This is a genomic window from Pseudomonas sp. NBRC 100443, assembly GCF_030268185.1.
In the GTDB taxonomy this organism is placed as follows: domain Bacteria; phylum Pseudomonadota; class Gammaproteobacteria; order Pseudomonadales; family Pseudomonadaceae; genus Pseudomonas; species Pseudomonas citronellolis.
Genome location: NZ_BSQE01000010.1, coordinates 211614 through 231257 on the forward strand (window position 1 = coordinate 211614; position 19644 = coordinate 231257).

Sequence of the window (19644 nt, forward strand, 5' to 3'; positions counted from 1 at the left end):
AGGCCTCGGCCACCCGCCGGGAAGGCGGGAGCCGGACGACGGGACGGGGCGTTCAGCCGGCCAGGGCGGCCAGCGGAATGCCTTCGTGGTTAGGCAGGTAGCCGTTGCCCAGGGACAGGCTGACCGGCTGGCGCTGCGGCTTGAGGAAGCCGAGCAGGGCATCGCGGGTGTCCTGCCAGCCCTGCTTGTGCTCGACATCGATGAAGTGCCCGGCATTGCGGATGGTGCGGAACTCGCAATCGCGGATCAGCTGCTGGAACAGCTTGGCCTCGGCCGGCGTGGTGTAGAGGTCCAGCTCGCCGTTGAGGAACAGCAGCGGGATGTCGATGGCCGCGAACTTCTCCATGTAGCTCTCGGCGCTGAGCTTGAGCACCTGGCAGACGTGGAAGTGCATCTGCCGGTACTCGTGCTCGTCCAGGCCGGCGACGTGGCGGAAGTTGTAGCGCTTGAACAGGTGCGGCAGGTAGCGGCCGATGGTGTCGTTGACCAGGTTGGCGATGTTCGGCCGGTCGCAGGCGCCCAGGTAGTCCAGGCCGCGGTGCAGGTAGTCGAGCATCGCGGCGTTGAGCAGCGGCGAGAAGGAACTGATCACCGCCTTGCGGATGCGGCTGGGGCGCTGCGCCAGGGCCAGCAGGGTGGCCACCCCGCCCCAGGAGAAGGACATCACCACGTCGGCGCGGTAGTGCTCGATCAGCCCGAGCAGCAACTGCGCCTCGTACTCCTTGCTGATGAATTCGCGGCAGTCGTTGTGCGCCCTGGACCGGCCGGCATAGGGCTGGTCGTAGCAGACCACGTTGAAGTGCGGTTGCAGGTATTTCACCGTTTGCGCAAAGGAGGCGGTAGTAGCCAGCGAGCCGTTGACCAGGATGATGGTCTGGCGTGCTTCCCTGTTCGCGTGGAACTCCGTGTAGACCCGGTGTTGCAGAATTTCGACGACGGCGGTTTCCGGCCTCATGTCGCTTCCTCCATACGCAGCTCGAATGGATGTACCCACGATTGGGTACGAGAGAACTACCAGGCAGAAGGAAAGCGCCTTGAGGTGACAGCTTCATGTCACCTGGCGAAAGTTAATATTTCTTTTATTTTCAACAGCTTATAAGTGCAAAAGCGAAGCGCCGAACCTCTTCGGGAGGGCCGTGCGCGGGGCTTTCGAGGCAGGTAGGAAAGGCTGGGCGAGAAGTGCCGAGCGGAAAAAATCTTCTTGGACGTGATGCGTGACCGATGAGTCACGCATGGGCCAGAGTTAAGCAGGACGGTTCGCTCGCCGCAAGCCTGTGCCGGGCGTTTTCCCGCCGCCGCCGGGGTGGAATCCGACGAACTGCGTTTTTCCGGCAAAAGGCCAGCGTCCTATTACACTTTCCTACAGTTCTTTCTTACTAATTCTCCTGCCGCGGAAGAGGTCGTTGCGCTCCTCCCTGGCCGACACAACGGATGGGTCGGATTCATGGTCGTGCACCCTGTTTTGCGAACCGGGCTGGTTTTCGCCGTGCTGGCCTGCGCGGGTCCGCCCGCGGCCGCGGATGACCTCTACGGCTGCGCGCAACCGGTGCGCCTGGCGTTCTACCGCAACCAGGTGTTCTACCACGACGGCAAGGGCCTGGACGCCGACCTGGTGGCGGAGTTGGCGCGTCGCACCGGCTGCGCCTTCGAGGTCTCGGTGCTGCCGCGGGCGCAAATCTGGACGGCCCTGCAGCGCGGCGAGCTGGACATGGCCACCAGCGCCGTGGCCACCGTCGAGCAGCGCCGCTACGCCTACTTCGTGCCCTACCTGCGCCTGCGCGAACGGCTGATCGTGCCGCTGGACCTGTCCGCCGACCTGCACAGCCTGGACGACTTCCATGCGCTGCCGGGCGTGCGCCTGGGCGCGGTCGCCGGCTACAACCATGGCCCCTACCTGGACGCCATGCTGCGCATCCTGCGCAGCGAGGGGCGGGTGCGCGAATACGTCGACGAGACGGCCTGCTTCAACGCCCTGCTGGGCGGCGAGGTGGACGGGCTGATCGGCCACGAACTGAGCCTGGCCGGGCTGCTCCACGAGCCGGCGCTGCGCCACCGCTTCCGTGGCATCGACGTAGCCCGCGGGCCCGGCGTGCCGCGCAGCCTGGTGCTGGCCCGCGGGCGCTTCAGCGCGGCGCAGAGCGCGCAGTGGCAGCGCCTGTTCGAGGACCTGCGGCTGGACGGCTCGCTGGTCCGCATCTTCCTGCGCAACGCGCCGCTGGACGTCGCCGCGGCGCTTCTCGACAACGGCTACCGGCCGACCCCCGACGGGCAAGGCGGACAGGATGAGGCACCATGAGGGCAGACAAACGCGGCATCCCCCTGCAGGTCCTGGTGACCGGCGCCATCATCCTGAGCATGCTGGTGTTGGCCGTGTCCCTGCTGGTGCAGGGCTACCGGGGCGTGGAAGGGGCGTTGGTGACGGCGGCGGGGGAATCCGCGGCGCAGCTGGGGGTGACGGTCAACGAGCGCATCCGCCGGCTGCTCGACCCGGCGCAGAACACCCTGCGCCTGCTCAGCTACGACGGCATCTCGCAGACCGACAACCTGCCGGCGCGCCTGGAACGCCTGCCGATGCTGGCCGAGAACCTGCGCGCCAACCGCACCCTCAGCGCGCTCTACATCGGCTACCCGAACGGCGAGTTCCTGCTGATCCGCGCCCTGCGCACGACGAAGGCGCGGCAGGCGCTCAAGGCCCCGGACAAGACCTTCTACCTGGTGCAGAGCCAGACCTTCGGCGAGCAGGGCGCGCTGGTCGGCGAGTGGCGCTTCTACGACGCGCGCCTGCAACTGCTGCAGCGCCAGGAACGCCCCGACTACCGCTACGACCCGCGCCAGCGCCCCTGGTACAAGGACGCCTATGCCGGCAAGGGCACGGTGCTGACGCAGCCCTACGTGTTCTTCACCACCCAGGAGATCGGCCTGACCCTGGCCCTGCGCAGCGTCGACGGCGCGGCGGTGATCGGCATGGACGCCTCAGTGGACGACCTGGCCACCGAAATGGGCGGCCTGCGCCAGACCGCCAACACCGAGCTGGCGGTGCTCGGCGCACAGAACACGGTGATCGCCTACCCGGACCTGGAGCGTTTGCTGCTGCACCGGGGCGACGAAGTGCGCCTGGCCCATCTCGACGAACTCGGCGTGCCCAGCCTGGAACGCCTGGTCGAACTCGGCGGCCCGCCCGGCACGCCGCAGCGCTACCAGGTGGCGGGCCAGGACTGGTACGGCATCTGGGTGCCGCTGGTGAGTTTCGCCAGCGGCCAGGCGCGGGTGCTGATCGGCATCCCGGCCGACGAACTGCTGGCCGGCGCGCGGCAGATGCTGCTGCGCCAGGCCGCCTGGAGCGGCGCGCTGCTGCTGGCCCTGCTGCTGCTCGGCTGGCTGATCGGCCGGCGCATCGCCCGCCCGCTGCGGGCCCTGGCCGACCAGGTGGGGGCGCTGGCGGCCTTCGACTTCGCCCGGCCGGTGGGCGTCGACTCGAAGATCCGCGAGGTGCGCGAGCTGAGCCGGGTGCTCGGCGGCATGTCGCGGACCATCCACAACTTCCAGGGCATCACCCTCAGCCTGAGCCGCGAGACGCGCCTGGACAGCATGCTCGCCGAAGTGCTGTCGCGCCTGGTGGTGGCCACCGGCGTGCAGGGCGGCGCGGTGTACCTGCTGCAGGAGCAGGACAACCGCCTGGCGCAGGCCTGCGCGGTGAACGGCGAGCACTACCCGCAGTCGCTGCTCATCGAGGGCTTCGACGAGGCGCAGCTGGCCAGCCTGCTGGACCAGGCCCTGAGCGGTCGCGGCCGGCATATGGAGGTGCCGCTGAGTAATCGCAGCGGGGAGCTGCTGGGCATCCTGGTGCTGCAACTGCAGGAGGAGGGCGAGCGCCGGCGCACGCCGCGGCGGCCGTTCAAACGCTTCGTCGAGGAGCTGTCCGGCGCCGCCGCCGTGGCCATCGAGACGCGCCAGCTGATCGAGGCCCAGCAGCGCCTGCTGGACGCCATCATCAAGCTGCTGGCCGACGCCATCGATGCCAAGAGCCCCTACACCGGCGGCCACTGCGAGCGCGTCCCGCAACTGGCCGACATGCTGCTGCAGAAGGCCATCGACGACCGCGATGGGCCCTACGCGGCCTTCGCCATGAGCGACGCCGAGCGCTACGAATTCCAGATCGCCGCCTGGCTGCACGACTGCGGCAAGATCACCAGCCCCGAGTACGTGGTGGACAAGGCCACCAAGCTGGAGACCCTGTACAACCGCCTGCACGAGGTCCGCATGCGCTTCGAGGTGCTCTGGCGCGACGCCGACATCCGCTACTGGCGCGACCGCGCCGAGGGCGGCGAGGAAAGCCAGCTGCGCGAGCGGCGCGATGCCGAGCAGCAGGCGCTGCGCGAGGACTTCGCCTTCGTCGCCCAGGCCAACGTCGGCGGCGAGTTCATGAAGGACGAGGACATCGAGCGCCTGGCGCGCATCGGCGAGCGCCGCTGGTGGCGGCATTTCGACGACCGCATCGGCATTTCCCACGACGAGGCCGAGCGCCTGGCCGCGACGCCGGTCGAGCCGCTGCCGGCGGAGGAACGCCTGCTGGCCGACAAGCCCGCGCACCAGGTGCCCTGGGGCGAACGCAAGCCGCCGGTGGCCAAGGACGACCCGCGCAACACCTGGGGCTTCGACATGCGCCTGCCGGCCTTCGCCAGCCACTACGGCGAGCTGTACAACCTGGGCATCCGCCGCGGCACCCTGACCGACGAGGAGCGCTTCAAGATCAACGAGCACATCGTCCAGACGCTGATGATGCTCAGCGCGCTGCCGCTACCCCGGCACCTGCGCCGGGTGCCGACCATCGCCGCCAACCACCACGAGAAGATGGACGGCACCGGCTACCCGCGGCGGCTGTCGGGCGAGGCGATGAGCATTCCCGAGCGGATCATGGCCATCGCCGACATCTTCGAGGCGCTGACCGCCGCCGACCGCCCCTACAAGGCGCCGAAGACGCTGTCCGAGTCGCTGAAGATCCTCGCCTTCATGGCCCGCGACCGTCATGTGGACGCGGGGCTGTTCCGGTTGTTCGTGGCCAGCGGCGTGTACCGCGAGTACGGCGAGCGCTTCCTGCGGCCGGAGCAGATGGACGCGGTGGACGAGGCGGCGGTGCTGGCCATCGTCGAGGCGGGGCAGGCGGAGAAGGCCTGAGCCGCGGCGCAATGCGGTTCGCTACGGCGTTATCCGCCGAATCGCGGACGGAGTCCGCTACGGGGGAGGAATACCGTGCTTCCCGACAACCTGTAGGAGCGGGCCCTGCCCGCGATTCGCGCGCAGGGCGCGCTCCTACATGGAAATGGCGTGGGTGGGGCAGCGTAGGAGCGGATCTCATCCGCGAATCGCGCTGGTGGCTCCGGCTATCGCGGACAAGGTCCGCTCCTACGGGGGAGGCATGCCGTGCTTCCCGGCAACCTGTAGGAGCGGGCCCTGCCCGCGAAATCGCGCGCAGGGCGCGCTCCTACATGGGAATGGCGTGGGTAGGGCAGCGTAGGAGATCTCATCCGCGAATCGCGCCGGATTGTCCGGCTATCGCGGACAAGGTCCACTCCTACGGGGGAGGCATACCGTGTTTCCCGGCAACCTGTAGGAGCGGGCCCTGCCCGCGAAATCGCGCGCAGGGCGCGCTCCTACATGGAAATGGCGTGGGTGGGGCAGCGTAGGCGGATCTCATCCGCGAATCGCGCCGGATCGTCCGGCTATCGCGGACAAGGTCCGCTACGGGGGAGGAATACTGTGCTTCCCGCAACCTGTAGGAGCGGGCCCTGCCCGCGATTCGCGCGCAGGGCGCGCTCCTACATGGAAATGGCGTGGGTGGGGCAGCGTAGGAGCGGATCTCATCCGCGAACCGCGCCTGGACCTCCGGCTATCGCGGACAAGGTCCGCTCCTACGGGGGAGACATACCGTGCTTCCCGACAACCTGTAGGAGCGGGCCCTGCCCGCGATTCGCGCGCAGGGCGCGCTCCTACATGGGAATGGCGTGGGTGGGGCAGCGTAGGAGCGGATCTCATCCGCGAATCGCGCCGGATTGTCCGGCTATCGCGGACAAGGTCCGCTCCTACGGGGGAGGCATACCGTGCTTCCCGCAACCTGTAGGGCCCTGCCCGCGATGGGATTCACCGGCACGAACAACGGGGCGGAGTCAGCGCGCCGAGTCCAGCGCCACGCTACCCTCGGCCTGGAACAGCACCAGGTGGTCGGCGGCCACGCCGATGCCCACTTCCTCGCCCGGCTGGTGGTCGGCATGGCTGGGGAAGATCGACTCCAGCAGGGTGCCGGTGGCCAGTTGCAGGCGGTACAGGGTGGCCGCGCCGAGGAACGACTTACCGACGATGCGCGCCTTCAGGGTGCCCTGCGGGGCGTAGACGAGGTCGTCCGGGCGCAGCAGCACGTCCACCGCGCTGCCCTGTGGCAGGCTGTAGGCGCGATTGCCGCGCAGCACGCCCAGTTCGGTCTGCACGCTGTCCGGGTCGAGCATCTGCCCGCGGATGAAATAGCCCTGGCCGATGAAGCTGGCGACGAAGGGCGTTTGCGGCTCGTGGTAGAGGTTGAAGGGAGTGTCCCACTGCTCCAGGTGGCCGTGCTTGAACACGCCGACCTGGTCGCTGACGGCGAAGGCCTCTTCCTGGTCGTGGGTCACCAGCACGGCGCTGGTGCCGCGCGCCTTGAGGATTTCGCGGACCTCGTGGCTGAGCTTGCGGCGCAGCTCCACGTCGAGGTTGGAGAAGGGCTCGTCGAGCAGCAGCAGCAGCGGCTCGGGGGCCAGCGCGCGGGCCAGGGCCACGCGCTGCTGCTGGCCGCCGGACAGCTCGTGGGGGTAGCGCCGGCCGAGCTTGTCGAGCTTCACCAGTTCCAGCAGCTCGGTGACGATGCGCCGGCGTTCGGGGTGTTTGCGGATGCCGAAGGCGACGTTGTCCTCCACCGTCAGGTGCGGGAACAGCGCGTAGTCCTGGAACACCATGCCGATGCGGCGCTTCTCCGGCGCCAGGGTGAAGCCGGGGCGCGAGATGGTCTCGCCGGCCAGGTGGATCTCGCCTGCCTGCACCGGCTCGAACCCGGCGATGGCGCGCAGGGTGGTGGTCTTGCCGCAGCCGGAAGGGCCCAGCAGGCAGCCGATGTCGCCGGCGTTCAGGTGCAGGCTGACGTCCTGCACCACGCGCTGCTGCCCATAGCCACAGGAGAGGTTTCTGAGTTCGAGCAACAGCGGTCGGGTCATGGATCGGGCCGTGGAGAAAGAAGCGGAGGCAGAGAGTTTACACGTGGCGAATGAGAATTACTCGCCGGCGCGAACGCGGCGACCCCGTGCCGCACGGCGGGCCGGGGCCGTGCGGCTGGGTGAAGGTCAGGCGTAGTGGGCGTGCTCGACCAGCAGTTCGAGCAGCGCCTTCTGCGCGTGCAGGCGGTTCTCCGCCTGGTCCCAGGCCACCGAACGCGGGTCGTCCAGCAGGTCTTCGCTGATCTCCTCGCCACGGTGCGCCGGCAGGCAGTGCATGAACAGCACGTCCGCGGCGGCGCCGTCGAGCAGTTCGCGGCTCACCTGGTAGGGGCGGAAGGTGCGCAGGCGCGCCTGGGCTTCGTCTTCCTGGCCCATGGAGGCCCAGACGTCGGTGCTCACCAGGTGCGCGCCGGCCACCGCCTCGCGCGGGTCGCGCACCACGCGCACGCGCTCGCCGGCCAGTTCCTGCAGCGCGGCGCTGGGCTCGTAGCCTTCGGGGCAGGCCACGCGCAGCTGGAAGTCGAAGCGGATGGCCGCCTCGATGTAGCTGTTGCACATGTTGTTGCCGTCGCCGATCCAGGCCACCGTCTTGCCGGCGATGCCGCCGCGGTGCTCGTGGAAGGTCTGCATGTCGGCCAGCAACTGGCAGGGGTGCAGGTCGTCGGACAGGCCGTTGATCACCGGCACGCGGGAGTTGGCGGCGAACTCGGTGAGGGTGCTGTGGGCGAAGGTGCGGATCATCACCGCGTCGACCATGCGCGACATCACCTTCGCCGCGTCGGCGATGGGTTCGCCGCGGCCCAGCTGGGTGTCTCGCGGGGAGAGGAAGATCGCCTGGCCGCCGAGTTGGATCATGCCGGCTTCGAAGGAGATCCGCGTGCGGGTGGAGGCCTTCTCGAAGATCATGCCCAGCACGCGGTTCTTCAGTGGCTCGTAGAGCACGCCTCGGTCGCGCAGGTCCTTCAGCTCGCTGCCGCGGCGGATCAGACCGAGGAGTTCGTCGGTCGTGTAATCCAGCATCGAGAGGAAGTGCCTTGCGCTCATGATTCAGTACCTACTGCTTGTTCTCAGAGTTGCGACCGAGGGTCTGGCCGGCTTTTCGAGAAAAAACGGACTGAACCTGCGGCCTGACCGCATGCAGCGGAAATTTAGGGGGAAGACGCGATCCTATAAGGAAATTACGCATCCACGCAAGTTTGCTGCGGAGAGCCCCGCCGGGCCCGGTGGCGGCGGGTTTCGGAACATTTCGCAAACGAACGGAAAGGTCCTATTGGGTCTGGCGAGCGGGACTACATAAATGCCCGCGTCTCCCTTGATAGCTTTTCGCCGCCGCCGAGTCCGGCGGCACAAGCCATTAGGAGAAGCTTTCAATGAAGAAACTATGGATGAGCACCGCCCTGGCAGCGGTGATCGTGACCGCCAGCGGTTGCACCAGCTACAACGTCAACCAGCCGTCGGCGCCCATGGATGGCGTGGTGAGCACCGACCTCAAGGCCGACGTCCGCGTCGGCGAGCCGATCACCGGCCAATCCTCGGTGAACATCCTGTTCGGCTTCCTCAAGTTCGGCGGCGACAACCAGTTCGCCGACGGCGTGGCCTACGGCGGCACCGACGGCGGCTCGCTGCTGTCCTTCGACCCGGTGTCCAGCGTCAAGTCCGCCGCGGCCTTCAAGGCCGTGAAGAGCTCCGGCGCCGACCTGATCGTCGCGCCGCGCTACGAGGTGTCGGTACAGGACTACTTCGTGTTCAAGAAGGTCGACGTCAAGGTCACCGGCAACAAAGGCAACATCGCCGGCATCCGCTGATGCCGGCACGGTCGGCATCCCCCCTCTGCCGACCGTCGTCCCCTGGTGGAGGGCCGGCCTCGTGCCGGCCCGATTCACGTCTATATCCCCCGATTCACTGCACTTAGGCTTGTGGCGTTCGCCGCGGCGCGGTTCCATAGTGCTCGCTCTGGTAATGACCGGCCCATGAAGGCCGGCGCAACAACAAGAGGCGAGCCATGAGCAAGACCCTCCACCACCGTGCGTGCCACCTGTGCGAGGCCATCTGCGGCCTGACCATCGAAACCGAGGAGCAGCGCATCCTGTCGATCAAGGGCGATGCGCAGGACAGCTTCAGCCGCGGCCACATCTGCCCCAAGGCAGTGGCCCTGCAAGACATCCAGAACGACCCCGACCGCCTGCGCCAGCCGATGCGGCGGGTCGGCAACGAGTGGCAGCCGATCGCCTGGGACGAGGCCTTCGAGCTGGTCGCCGCGCGCCTGGCGGAGATCCGCGAGCGCCACGGCAACGACGCGGTGGCCGTGTACCAGGGCAACCCCAGCGTGCACAACTACGGGCTGATGACCCACAGCAACTACTTCCTCGGCCAGTTGAAGACGCGCAACCGCTACTCGGCCACCTCGGTGGACCAGCTGCCGCACCACCTGGTCAGCCAGCAGATGTTCGGCCACGGCCTGCTGATCCCCATCCCGGACATCGACCACACCGACTTCATGCTGATCCTCGGCGGCAACCCGCTGGCTTCCAACGGCAGCATCATGACCGTGCCGGACGTGGAGAAACGCCTCAAGGCCCTGAAGGCCCGCGGCGGCCGCCTGGTGGTGGTGGACCCGCGGCGCACCGAGACCGCGGCGCTGGCCGACCAGCACCTGTTCATCCGCCCGGGGCAGGACGCGGCGCTGCTGCTGGGTATCCTCGACGTGTTGTTCGGTGAGCACCTGGGGCGCGCCAGCCACCTGCCGGTGGTTGGGCTGGAGGAGGTGCGCGCGGCGCTGGCGCCCTTCGGCGTCGAGGCCATGGCGCAGCGCTGCGGCGTGCCGGCGGCGAGCATCCGCGCCCTGGCCCGGGACTTCGCCGCCGCCGACAAGGCGGTGTGCTATGGGCGCATGGGCGTTTCCACCCAGCGCTTCGGCACCCTCTGCCAATGGCTGGTGCAACTGATCAACCTGGTCACCGGCAACCTCGACCGCGTCGGCGGCAGCCTCTGCACCACGCCGGCCGTGGACCTGGTGGCGAGCACTTCCGGCGGCGCCTTCGGCCGCTGGCGCAGCCGGGTGTCCGGCTTGCCGGAGTACGGCGGCGAGCTGCCGGTGGCGGCCCTGGCCGAGGAAATGCTCAGCGAGGGCGAGGGCCAGGTCCGCGCGCTGGTCACCGTGGCCGGCAACCCGGTGCTCTCCACCCCCAACGGGCGGCGCCTGGAGCAGGCCCTGGACGGCCTGGAGTTCATGCTCGCCATCGACCTCTACATCAACGAGACCACGCGCTACGCCGACCTCATCCTGCCGCCCACCGCGCCGCTGGAGCACGAGCACTACGACAGCACCTTCAACGTCTTCGCGGTGCGCAACGTCACCCGCTTCAACGAGGCGGTGCTGCCCAGGCCCGCCGGCGCGCTGCACGACTGGGAAATCTTCGTCGGCCTGGCCAGGGCCTATGCCGCGCGCCAGGGCACCGAGCTGAAGCCGACCATGGCGCCGGAACAGATGATCGACATGGGCCTGCGCTTCGGTCCCTATGGCGATGCCAGCGAGCACAAGCTCAGCCTGGCGCGCCTGCGCGAGCATCCCCATGGCCTGGATCTTGGCCCGCTGCGGCCGAACCTGGCGGCGCGCCTGAAGACCCCCAGCCGGCAGGTGGAAGCCGCGCCGGCGTTGTTCCTCGCCGACCTCGGGCGCTTCGCCGACACCCCGGCGCCGGCCGAGGGCCAGTTGCTGCTGATCGGCCGCCGTCACGTGCGCAGCAACAACTCCTGGATGCACAACTACCACCGCCTGGTGAAGGGCAAGCCGCGCCACCAGTTGCTGATGCACCCCCGGGACCTGGCCAGCCGCGGCCTGGTGGATGGCCAGCGGGTGCGGGTGCGTTCGCGGGTGGGCAGCGTCGAGATCGAGGTGGCGGCCAGCGACGAGGTGATGGCCGGCGTGGTCAGCCTCCCCCACGGCTGGGGCCATGCGCGCCCCGGCGTGCAACTGGCCATTGCCAGCGAGCAGGGCGGCGCCAGCGCCAACGACCTGACCGACGAGCGCCACCTCGACGCGCTGTCCGGCAACGCCGCGCTCAACGGCGTGCCGGTGGAGGTGGAGGCGGCCTGAGGCGCGCGGCAAAGCCGAGCGCTGTGCTCGGCTTTCCGGTACACTGTCGGCAAAGTACCGGCTGCATTGCCGGGCAGTAGCGAAGTTCAGCCGAGGTTAGCCAATGGACATCATCGATACCATCAAAGAGCAGATCGCCAACAACCCCATCCTGCTGTACATGAAAGGTTCGCCGAACGCTCCGCAGTGCGGTTTTTCCGCCCGTGCCGCGCAGGTGCTGATGGCCTGCGGCGAGAAATTCGCCTACGTCGACATCCTGCAGAACCCGGAAATCCGCGCCAACCTGCCGAAGTACGCCAACTGGCCGACCTTCCCGCAGCTGTGGGTGGGGGGCGAACTGGTCGGCGGTAGCGACATCCTCGTCGAGATGTTCGAAAAGGGCGAACTGCAGCCGCTGATCAAGCAGGCCGTCGGCAACGCCGAAGCCTGATCGCAGGCGTAGTCGCCGTAGCGAAGAACCCCGCGCCAGCGCGGGGTTTTTCATTTGTGCGGAGAAAGGATTCGAACCGATGGACGACCGCAAGAGAGCCCGCGCGGCCCGCTGGGCCTGCGCCTTCTGCTTCGGCGCCGGTGGGCTGGTGCATGGCAGCGCCATGGGGCGCATCCCGGCGCTGAAGAACCTCGCCGGCGTCGACGAGCAGGGCCTGGGCCAGGCGCTGCTGGGCGCCGGGCTCGGCGCATTGCTGGCGTTCTCCTTCGCCGGCTCCCTGGTGCGGCGCCTCGGCAGCCGGCGGGTGACCCTGGCCAGCGCCGCGGCGCTGCTGCTGGTGTTCCCGCTGCTGGGGCTGTGCCAGAGCTGGTGGGCGCTGGCTCTCGCGCTGCTGCTGGTAGGGCTGACCTTCGCCACCCTGGACGTGGCGATGAACACCCAGGCGGTGGAGGGGGAGCGCCTATTGGGCCGGCCCTGCCTGTCGAGCCTGCATGGCATGTACAGCCTCGGCGGCCTGCTCGGCGCGCTGGGCGCGGCCTTGCTGGCGGGGCTCACGCCGTTCCGGCATTTCAGCCTGCTCGCCGTGCTGGCGCTGCTGGCCCTGCCGCTGTTCGGCCGGCGCCTGCTGGAAGGGCGCAGCGAACCGCAGGCCGACGCGCAACCGCGCCGGCGGGGACTCCGGCTGCCGCCGGCGGCGCTGGTCGGCCTGGGGCTGCTGACGCTCTGCGCCTTCGTCTCCGAAGGCGCGGTGGCGGATTGGAGCGCGCTGCTGCTGCATAGCGTGCTGGGCGCTTCGGAGCGGATGGCCGCGCTGGGCTTCGCCGCCTTCTCGGCGACCATGGTGATCGGCCGGCTGTTCGGCGACCGGTTGCGCGTGCACGTCGCCGACGTCGCCCTGGTGCGCGGGCTCAGCCTGCTGGCCATCGCCGGCATGCTGCTGGCGCTGTTCGGCGGCCGCGTCGAATTCTCGGTGGCGGGCTTCGCCCTGGTCGGCCTGGGGCTGTCGGTGGTGGTGCCGATCCTCATCGGCGCGGCCGGCAACCGGCCGGGCGTGGAGGCATCGAGCGGGGTCGCGGCGGTGGCGTCGTTCGGCTATGGCGGGCTGCTGCTGGGGCCGCCGCTGATCGGCATCCTGGCCGAGCACATCGGCCTGCGGCAGGCGTTGCTGGTGGTGGTGGGGCTGTGCGCGGGGCTGCTGTTCTGGGCGCACCTGGTGCGCCGCCCGCAGCAGGCGGGGTAGGGAAGGGCTGGGGCGCCGCGCGAGGCGGCGCCCGCAACCGTCAGTCGTCTTCGTGCATGTGCGACTGCAGGTAGTTCTCCAGGCCGACCTTCTGGATCAGGCCGAGCTGGGTCTCCAGGTAGTCGATGTGCTCTTCCTCGGATTCGAGGATGTTCTTGAGCAGATCGCGGCTGACGTAGTCATGCACGCTTTCGCAATGCACGATGGCGTCGCGCAGGTCCTTCGCGGCCTTGAGTTCCAGGTTCAGGTCGCACTGCAGCATTTCCTGGGTGTTCTCGCCGACCAGCAGCTTGCCCAGGTCCTGCAGGTTGGGCAGGCCCTCGAGGAAGAGGATGCGTTCGATGAGCTTGTCCGCATGCTTCATCTCGTCGATCGACTCGTGGTACTCGTGGGCGCCGAGGCGCTTCAGGCCCCAGTCGTTCCACATGCGCGAGTGCAGGAAGTATTGGTTGATGGCGATCAGCTCGTTACCGAGGACCTTGTTCAGATGCTGGATGACTTTCTTGTCGCCTTTCATGCCGAGTCCTGCCGTGTGGAGTGGGTAGGACTGGAATTTTCGCCCTCTTATAACCGGATGTCAAACGTAAGCTATTGATTTAGTTATAAAAAGGAATATGAATACGAATGTTTTCATTCCGCAGTTAGGCGCTAAATCCTTGAATTGCGGGCATAAAAAAACCGGGCCTGGGCCCGGTTCTTCTGGCGTATGCCGAATCGGCATCGCTCAACTGGCGGCATAGGCCAGCGAGTAGTTCATCGTTTGCGCGCCCTGCAGGTCGCCGAGGGTCTCGCGGACCACCTGCTTGGCGAGGCAGGCGCACTTGCCGCACTGAGTGCCGACGCCGGTGCTTTCACGCACTTCGCGGTAACTGCAGCATCCCTCATAGATCGCGTCGCGGATCTGGGTATCGGTAACACCTTGGCAGAGGCAGACGTACATGGATGGCACTACTGGTGTGGGGTTGTTGGCGTCGATACTAATGTTAATGAGAATGATTGTCAAAGCATGAGAGGAGACTTTTCGGCGTGTCGACGAACGGTCTTTCGGGGGGGAAGGGCCCAATCGCGGACGGAGTCCGCTCCTACGGTTCCAGGAAGCATGGTTTTTCGTAGGATGGCGTTGAGCGAAGCGATACCCATCACCCCGGCAGCATGGGTATCGCAAGCTCAACCCATCCTACGAAGAGCACCTCGGCGTAAGCCTGAGGTTCAGGGAGGTACGGGCGTAGGAGCGGACTCCGTCCGCGATGGGGTTCACCGGCTACGCCGGACGCCCCGGTGGCACGAACAGCCCCAGGCATCGATCCAATAAAAAAGCCCCGCATCGCAGGCTGTGTGAAAACCTCCGGATCGGTCCAGCTGGTTAAAAAACAACCTGGATTTCGCGTTTCTACGCGGATTCTGGGTTGGCTGAATAGCCAAGCCTTTTCAGATTTCACGTAGGAACGCACTCTTCGAAGAGCCGCTCGGGTTTTCACACAGCCTGATCGGCGGGGCTTTCTCATAGCAAAGGGCCAAGAACAAGGATCAGTCCTCATCCTCCATCCACCCACCGCATTCCTTCCAGCGGTTGACGATCCCGCAGAACAGCTCCGCGGTCTTCTCGGTGTCGTAGCGTGCCGAGTGCGCCTCGCGGTTGTCGAATTCCATGCCGGCGGCCTGGCAGGCCTTGGCCAGGACCGTCTGGCCGTAGGCCAGGCCGGCGAGGGTGGCGGTGTCGAAGCTGGAGAAGGGGTGGAACGGGTTGCGCTTGATCCCGGTGCGGTTCACCGCGGCGTTGAGGAAGCCCAGGTCGAAGCTGCTGTTGTGGCCGACCAGGATCGCCCGCTTGCAGCCGTTGGCCTTCAGCGACTTGCGCACGCCACGGAAGATCTCGGTGAGCGCCTGCTCCTCGGCCACCGCCATGCGCAGCGGGTGGTCGAGCTTGATGCCGGTGAACTCCAGGGCCGCCGGCTCGATGTTGGCGCCTTCGAAGGGCTCGACGCGGAAGAAGTGGGTATGTTCCGGGAACAGGTAGCCGTTCTCGTCCATGCCGATGGTTACCGCGGCGATTTCCAGCAGGGCGTCGGTGGCGCAGTTGAAGCCGCCGGTCTCGACGTCCACCACCACCGGCAGGTAGCCGCGGAAGCGGCGCGCCATGGGGTGACGCGGGCCGGGGGGGAAGTTGCCGTCGAACTCCTCTTCGTAATGCTCCTCGCTCATGCGCCGGCCTCCAGCAGGCGCCAGCGCAGTTTTTCGCCGGCGCGCAGGGGCACCACCTCATGGTCGCCGAAGGGCAGGCTGGCCGGCGCCTGCCATTCCTCGCGGACCAGGGTGATGCTGTCGGCGTTGCGCGGCAGGCCGTAGAAGTCCGGGCCGTGGAAGCTGGCGAAGGCTTCCAGCTTGTCCAGGGCGTTGCGCTGCTCGAAGGCTTCGGCGTACATCTCGATGGCGGCGTAGGCGGTGTAGCAGCCGGCGCAGCCGCAGGCCGCTTCCTTGGCGTGGCGGGCGTGGGGCGCCGAGTCGGTGCCGAGGAAGAACTTCGGATTGCCGCTGGTGGCGGCGTCGAGCAGGGCTTCCTGGTGCACGTTGCGCTTGAGGATCGGCAGGCAATAGAAGTGCGGGCGGATGCCGCCGACCAGCATGTGGTTGCGGTTGTACAGCAGGTGGTGGGCGGTGATGGTGGCGCCGACGTTGGCCGGGGCGGCCAGGACGAACTGCGCCGCATCGCCGGTGGTGATGTGCTCGAAGACCACCTTGAGCGTCGGGAAGCGCTCGACCACGCGGGCCAGGTGCTCGTCGATGAAGCGCTTCTCGCGGTCGAACACGTCCACCTCGGCGCGGGTCACCTCGCCGTGCACCAGCAGCGGCAGGCCGACTTCGGCCATGGCCTCGAGCACGTGGAAGATGTTGTCGATGCTGGTCACGCCGGAATCGGAGTTGGTGGTGGCGCCGGCCGGGTACAGCTTGGCCGCGTGGACGAAGCCGCTGGCCTTGGCGTTGCGCACGTCCTCGGCACTGGTGCGGTCGGTGAGGTAGAGCACCATCAGCGGTTCGAAGCGGCTGCCGGCCGGGCGCGCGGCGAGGATGCGCCGGCGGTAGGCGTCGGCTTCGTCGGCGTTGCGCACCGGCGGCACCAGGTTGGGCATGACGATGGCGCGGCCGAAGGTGCGCGCGGCATCGCCGACGGTCTGGGCGAGGGCGGCGCCGTCGCGCAGGTGGATGTGCCAGTCGTCGGGGCGCAGCAGGGTCAGGCGGTCGGACATGGGGATACCAGAGGACGATTTGCAGCGGAATTGAAGTGGGGAAATGCTACCGGAAAAGCCCGCCGCCGGCACTCGCTATCAAGTTTCGCCGGGACCGTCCGATATCTCCTGGGTACTTTCCAGCATTACCCGGAGCCGTCCGTGCGCCATTCCTACTTTCTCCTGCTCGGCCTGTGCGCCAGCCTGCCGGCCTGGGGGCTGACCTTCCAGACGCGCCTGGAGAACGCGCGCTGGACGGCGGCGGGCGACCAGTTCGAATGCCGCCTGTCGCAACAGGTGGACGGCTTCGGCGTCGGCGAGTTCGTCTGGCGCGCCGGCGAGCAGCCGACCTTCCGCCTCAAGCCGCAGCGCAACTGGGCCGGCGGCGGTTCGGCGACGCTCCTGGCGGCGGCGCCGCCGTGGCGGCCGACCCAGGGCGACATCAACCTGGGCTCGGTGGCCCTGGTCGCCGGCGAGGTGCCCTTCACCAGCAGCCAGCAGCAGGCCGGGCGCCTGCTCGACGGCGTGCTGGAAGGGCGCAGCCCCGAGGTGCGCCTGCGCGCCATGGGCGGCCAGGACCTGCGGGTGCGCCTGCTGCCGGCGCGTTTCGCCGACGGCTACGCGCAGTTGCAGGATTGCTCGACGAAGATGCTGCCGGTGAACTTCGAGCAGGTGCGCCAGGCGCAGGTCGGCTTCCCCGGCGGCGGCGACGCCCTGGACGCCGTGGCCCGCGCCAAGCTGGACATCATCCTGCAGTACCTCAAGGCCGACCCGACGGTGAACCGCATCGAGCTGGACGGCCATTCCGACAACAGCGGCAACCGCCTGAGCAACCGCGACATCTCGCGGCGCCGCGCGGTGGCGGTGATGGAGTACCTCAAGGCCCACGGCGTGCCCGAGGAGCAGATCACCGTGCGCTTCTACGGCGAGCGCTACCCGCTGGTGAAGAACAACTCCGAGGCCAACCGCGCGCGCAACCGCCGGGTGACCCTGCACCTGTCCCGCGAGGCCGTGCCGGAAACCCCGCCGGCGCCCACCGCCGCGCCCAGCGCGACGCCGCCCGCGCCGCCCGCGCCGCCAGCCCCCGCGCCCGCTGCCCCGCAGGCCAAGACACCGGCCGGCAATGCCCCGGCTTCGGCGCCGCCGGGCCAGTCGCCAGCACGCGGCGCCTAGTCGCACTCACGATAGAATCTGTCGCTTTGTCGTCAAAAGCTGTCGCGCCTCTGTAATTTCCTGAAGCGCGGCAGTAGAATCGGGGGTTTTCGTGACAACCCCCCGTGGAGTGATGGCATGGCGGACGTGAAGAAGGTAGTCCTGGCGTATTCCGGTGGCCTGGATACCTCGGTGATTCTCAAGTGGCTGCAGGATACTTATAACTGCGAAGTGGTGACCTTCACTGCCGATCTCGGCCAGGGCGAAGAGGTCGAGCCTGCCCGCGCCAAGGCCAAGGCCCTGGGTGTGAAGGAAATCTACATCGAGGACCTGCGAGAAGAGTTCGTCCGCGACTTCGTCTTCCCGATGTTCCGCGCCAACACCATTTATGAAGGCGAGTACCTGCTGGGTACTTCCATCGCCCGTCCGCTGATCGCCAAGCGCCTGATCGAGATCGCCAACGAGACCGGCGCCGACGCCATCTCCCACGGCGCCACCGGCAAGGGCAACGACCAGGTGCGCTTCGAGCTGGGCGCCTATGCGCTCAAGCCGGGCGTCAAGGTCATCGCCCCCTGGCGCGAGTGGGACCTGCTGTCCCGCGAGAAGCTGATGGACTACGCCGAGACCCACGGCATCCCGATCGAGCGCCACGGCAAGAAGAAGTCGCCGTACTCCATGGACGCCAACCTGCTGCACATCTCCTATGAAGGCGGCGTGCTGGAAGACACCTGGACCGAGCACGAAGAAGACATGTGGAAGTGGACCGTCTCCCCGGAGAAGGCCCCCGACGCCCCCACCTACATCGAGCTGACCTACCGCAAGGGCGACATCGTCGCCATCGACGGCAAGGAAATGACCCCGGCGCAGGTGCTGACCGAGCTGAACCGCATCGGCGGCGCCAACGGCATCGGCCGCCTCGACATCGTCGAGAACCGCTATGTCGGCATGAAGTCCCGCGGCTGCTACGAGACCCCCGGCGGCACCATCATGCTCAAGGCCCACCGCGCCATCGAGTCGATCACCCTGGACCGCGAAGTCGCCCACCTGAAGGACGAACTGATGCCGCGCTACGCCAAGCTGATCTACACCGGTTACTGGTGGAGCCCGGAGCGCGAGATGCTGCAGCAGATGATCGACGCCTCTCAGGAGTACGTGAACGGCGTGGTGCGCCTGAAGCTGTACAAGGGCAACGTCATCGTGGTCGGCCGCAAGTCCGACGACTCGCTGTTCGACGCCAACATCGCGACCTTCGAGGAAGACGGCGGCGCCTACAACCAGGCCGACGCCGCGGGCTTCATCAAGCTCAACGCGCTGCGCATGCGCATCGCCGCGAACAAGGGCCGCAAGCTGTTCTGATAAGCTTGCCAGCCTGAGCCAGACAAGCCCCGGCCACGAGCCGGGGTTTGCTTTTATGCGCCCGAAACGGGCCGGATGAGGAGAACGACCCCCATGAGACTGCTGCATACCATGCTGCGCGTCGGCGATATGGACAAGTCCATCGCCTTCTACACCGAGGTCCTGGGCATGACCCTGCTGCGCCGCAAGGACTACCCGGACGGCCAGTTCACCCTGGCCTTCGTCGGCTACGGCGCCGAGGACGAGAACAGCGTCATCGAGCTGACCTACAACTGGGGTGTGGACAAGTACGAGCTGGGCACCGGCTACGGCCACATCGCCCTGGAAGTGGACGACGTCTACAAGGCCTGCGAGGACATCCGCTCGCGCGGCGGCAAGATCACCCGCGAGCCGGGCCCGATGAAGCACGGCACCAGCATCCTGGCCTTCGTCGAGGACCCGGACGGCTACAAGATCGAGCTGCTGTCGCCGCAGCGCAAGGACTGAGCCGGAAAGACGAAGCCCCGCCAAGTGCGGTAATGCTGTTCACTTAAGCGATATGTGGTGGTTCAGCGAAGGTGCGCCAGCCTGGCTTCGCTCCCTCACCCCAGCCCTCTCCCAAAGGGAGAGGGGGCTGTTCGGAGCGTGCGGAGAGTTCGGAGTCATCCCGGAACGCCTGCCTCCTCTCGACATTCCCGAGAACGGAGCCCTGGGTTCGCGAGCAAGCTCGCTCCTACGAAAAGCCAAAGCGCATTCGCTCTGGCTTTTGGACTTCCAGAGAAATACCCGAGCGCACCGGAACGCCCCTTCAGAAGGCCGAACGAAACCCGCGCTCAGGAGGTCATGCGACATGGATGTCGCGAGAGCCCCGATGGGCTACAGGGACGTACCCTCGGGGCGGGCCTCCGTGGCGGGGGAATTCGCGAGGG

Annotated in this window: 16 protein-coding genes; 9 read left to right on the plus strand and 7 right to left on the minus strand. The window is 67.5% G+C overall.

What is annotated here, in order from left to right; genetic code table 11:
- Window positions 1-52: 52 nt before the first annotated feature.
- The gene (locus QSJ95_RS15770; RefSeq protein WP_285643577.1) at window positions 53-955 is read right to left on the minus strand and encodes an alpha/beta fold hydrolase; all 903 of its coding nucleotides are present in this window, start codon (window positions 953-955) and stop codon (window positions 53-55) included.
- 489 nt (window positions 956-1444) lie between these two features.
- Here QSJ95_RS15770 and QSJ95_RS15775 point away from each other — a divergent pair, with 489 nt between their 5' ends.
- Together QSJ95_RS15775 and QSJ95_RS15780 are read left to right on the plus strand one after the other, a co-directional pair.
- The gene (locus QSJ95_RS15775; RefSeq protein ID WP_285643579.1) at window positions 1445-2296 is read left to right on the plus strand and encodes a substrate-binding periplasmic protein; all 852 of its coding nucleotides are present in this window, start codon (window positions 1445-1447) and stop codon (window positions 2294-2296) included.
- Window positions 2293-5175, plus strand: coding sequence for an HD domain-containing phosphohydrolase (locus tag QSJ95_RS15780; RefSeq protein ID WP_285643581.1), 2883 nt, complete (start codon window positions 2293-2295; stop codon window positions 5173-5175). The genes QSJ95_RS15775 and QSJ95_RS15780 overlap by 4 nt, the downstream gene beginning before the upstream one ends.
- A gap of 989 nt (window positions 5176-6164) precedes the next feature.
- Here the strand turns inward: QSJ95_RS15780 and QSJ95_RS15785 are convergent.
- Both QSJ95_RS15785 and argF read right to left on the minus strand, forming a co-directional pair.
- The gene (locus QSJ95_RS15785) at window positions 6165-7238 is read right to left on the minus strand and encodes an ABC transporter ATP-binding protein (protein WP_009618384.1); all 1074 of its coding nucleotides are present in this window, start codon (window positions 7236-7238) and stop codon (window positions 6165-6167) included.
- A 126-nt stretch (window positions 7239-7364) separates the two neighbouring features.
- The gene (argF, locus tag QSJ95_RS15790; RefSeq protein ID WP_285643583.1) at window positions 7365-8282 is read right to left on the minus strand and encodes an ornithine carbamoyltransferase; all 918 of its coding nucleotides are present in this window, start codon (window positions 8280-8282) and stop codon (window positions 7365-7367) included.
- Window positions 8283-8608: 326 nt separating this feature from the next.
- Here argF and QSJ95_RS15795 point away from each other — a divergent pair, with 326 nt between their 5' ends.
- The 4 genes from QSJ95_RS15795 to QSJ95_RS15810 all read left to right on the plus strand — a co-directional run bounded on the left by QSJ95_RS15795 (window position 8609) and on the right by QSJ95_RS15810 (window position 13004).
- Window positions 8609-9043, plus strand: a complete 435-nt coding sequence (locus QSJ95_RS15795; protein WP_009618388.1) for a hypothetical protein — start codon at window positions 8609-8611, stop codon at window positions 9041-9043.
- A gap of 197 nt (window positions 9044-9240) precedes the next feature.
- A complete protein-coding gene (locus tag QSJ95_RS15800; RefSeq protein ID WP_285643585.1) occupies window positions 9241-11334 on the plus strand; it encodes a molybdopterin oxidoreductase family protein in 2094 nt (697 codons plus the stop codon).
- A gap of 103 nt (window positions 11335-11437) precedes the next feature.
- Window positions 11438-11764: a Grx4 family monothiol glutaredoxin gene (gene grxD, locus QSJ95_RS15805; RefSeq protein ID WP_058070522.1), complete on the plus strand. Its 327-nt coding sequence runs from the start codon at window positions 11438-11440 to the stop codon at window positions 11762-11764.
- A gap of 79 nt (window positions 11765-11843) precedes the next feature.
- Window positions 11844-13004 carry an MFS transporter gene (locus QSJ95_RS15810; RefSeq protein WP_285643587.1) on the plus strand — a complete coding sequence of 387 codons (1161 nt, stop codon included), beginning with the start codon at window positions 11844-11846 and terminating at the stop codon, window positions 13002-13004.
- Between the two features lie 40 nt (window positions 13005-13044).
- On the opposite strand, the gene bfrB is transcribed toward QSJ95_RS15810, so the two are convergent.
- From bfrB to pyrC, 4 genes are all read right to left on the minus strand, one after another.
- Complete coding sequence (gene bfrB / locus QSJ95_RS15815; RefSeq protein ID WP_009618404.1) at window positions 13045-13521, minus strand: bacterioferritin BfrB; 477 nt, start codon at window positions 13519-13521, stop codon at window positions 13045-13047.
- 207 nt (window positions 13522-13728) lie between these two features.
- Window positions 13729-13944 carry a bacterioferritin-associated ferredoxin gene (locus QSJ95_RS15820; RefSeq protein WP_009618406.1) on the minus strand — a complete coding sequence of 72 codons (216 nt, stop codon included), beginning with the start codon at window positions 13942-13944 and terminating at the stop codon, window positions 13729-13731.
- Window positions 13945-14531: 587 nt separating this feature from the next.
- The gene (gene rnt, locus QSJ95_RS15825) at window positions 14532-15206 is read right to left on the minus strand and encodes a ribonuclease T (RefSeq protein WP_009618408.1); all 675 of its coding nucleotides are present in this window, start codon (window positions 15204-15206) and stop codon (window positions 14532-14534) included.
- A complete protein-coding gene (gene pyrC / locus QSJ95_RS15830) occupies window positions 15203-16249 on the minus strand; it encodes a dihydroorotase (RefSeq protein ID WP_285643589.1) in 1047 nt (348 codons plus the stop codon). The genes rnt and pyrC overlap by 4 nt, the downstream gene beginning before the upstream one ends.
- 141 nt (window positions 16250-16390) lie before the next feature.
- Here pyrC and QSJ95_RS15835 point away from each other — a divergent pair, with 141 nt between their 5' ends.
- From QSJ95_RS15835 to gloA, 3 genes are all read left to right on the plus strand, one after another.
- Window positions 16391-17401 (plus strand): flagellar protein MotY, encoded by a 1011-nt coding sequence (locus QSJ95_RS15835; protein WP_285643591.1) that lies wholly within the window; start codon window positions 16391-16393, stop codon window positions 17399-17401.
- 117 nt (window positions 17402-17518) lie between these two features.
- On the plus strand, window positions 17519-18736 hold the full coding sequence (locus QSJ95_RS15840; RefSeq protein WP_058070526.1) for an argininosuccinate synthase: 1218 nt from the start codon (window positions 17519-17521) through the stop codon (window positions 18734-18736).
- A gap of 93 nt (window positions 18737-18829) precedes the next feature.
- Window positions 18830-19222, plus strand: a complete 393-nt coding sequence (gene gloA / locus QSJ95_RS15845) for a lactoylglutathione lyase (protein ID WP_009618415.1) — start codon at window positions 18830-18832, stop codon at window positions 19220-19222.
- The last annotated feature ends 422 nt before the right edge of the window (window positions 19223-19644 follow it).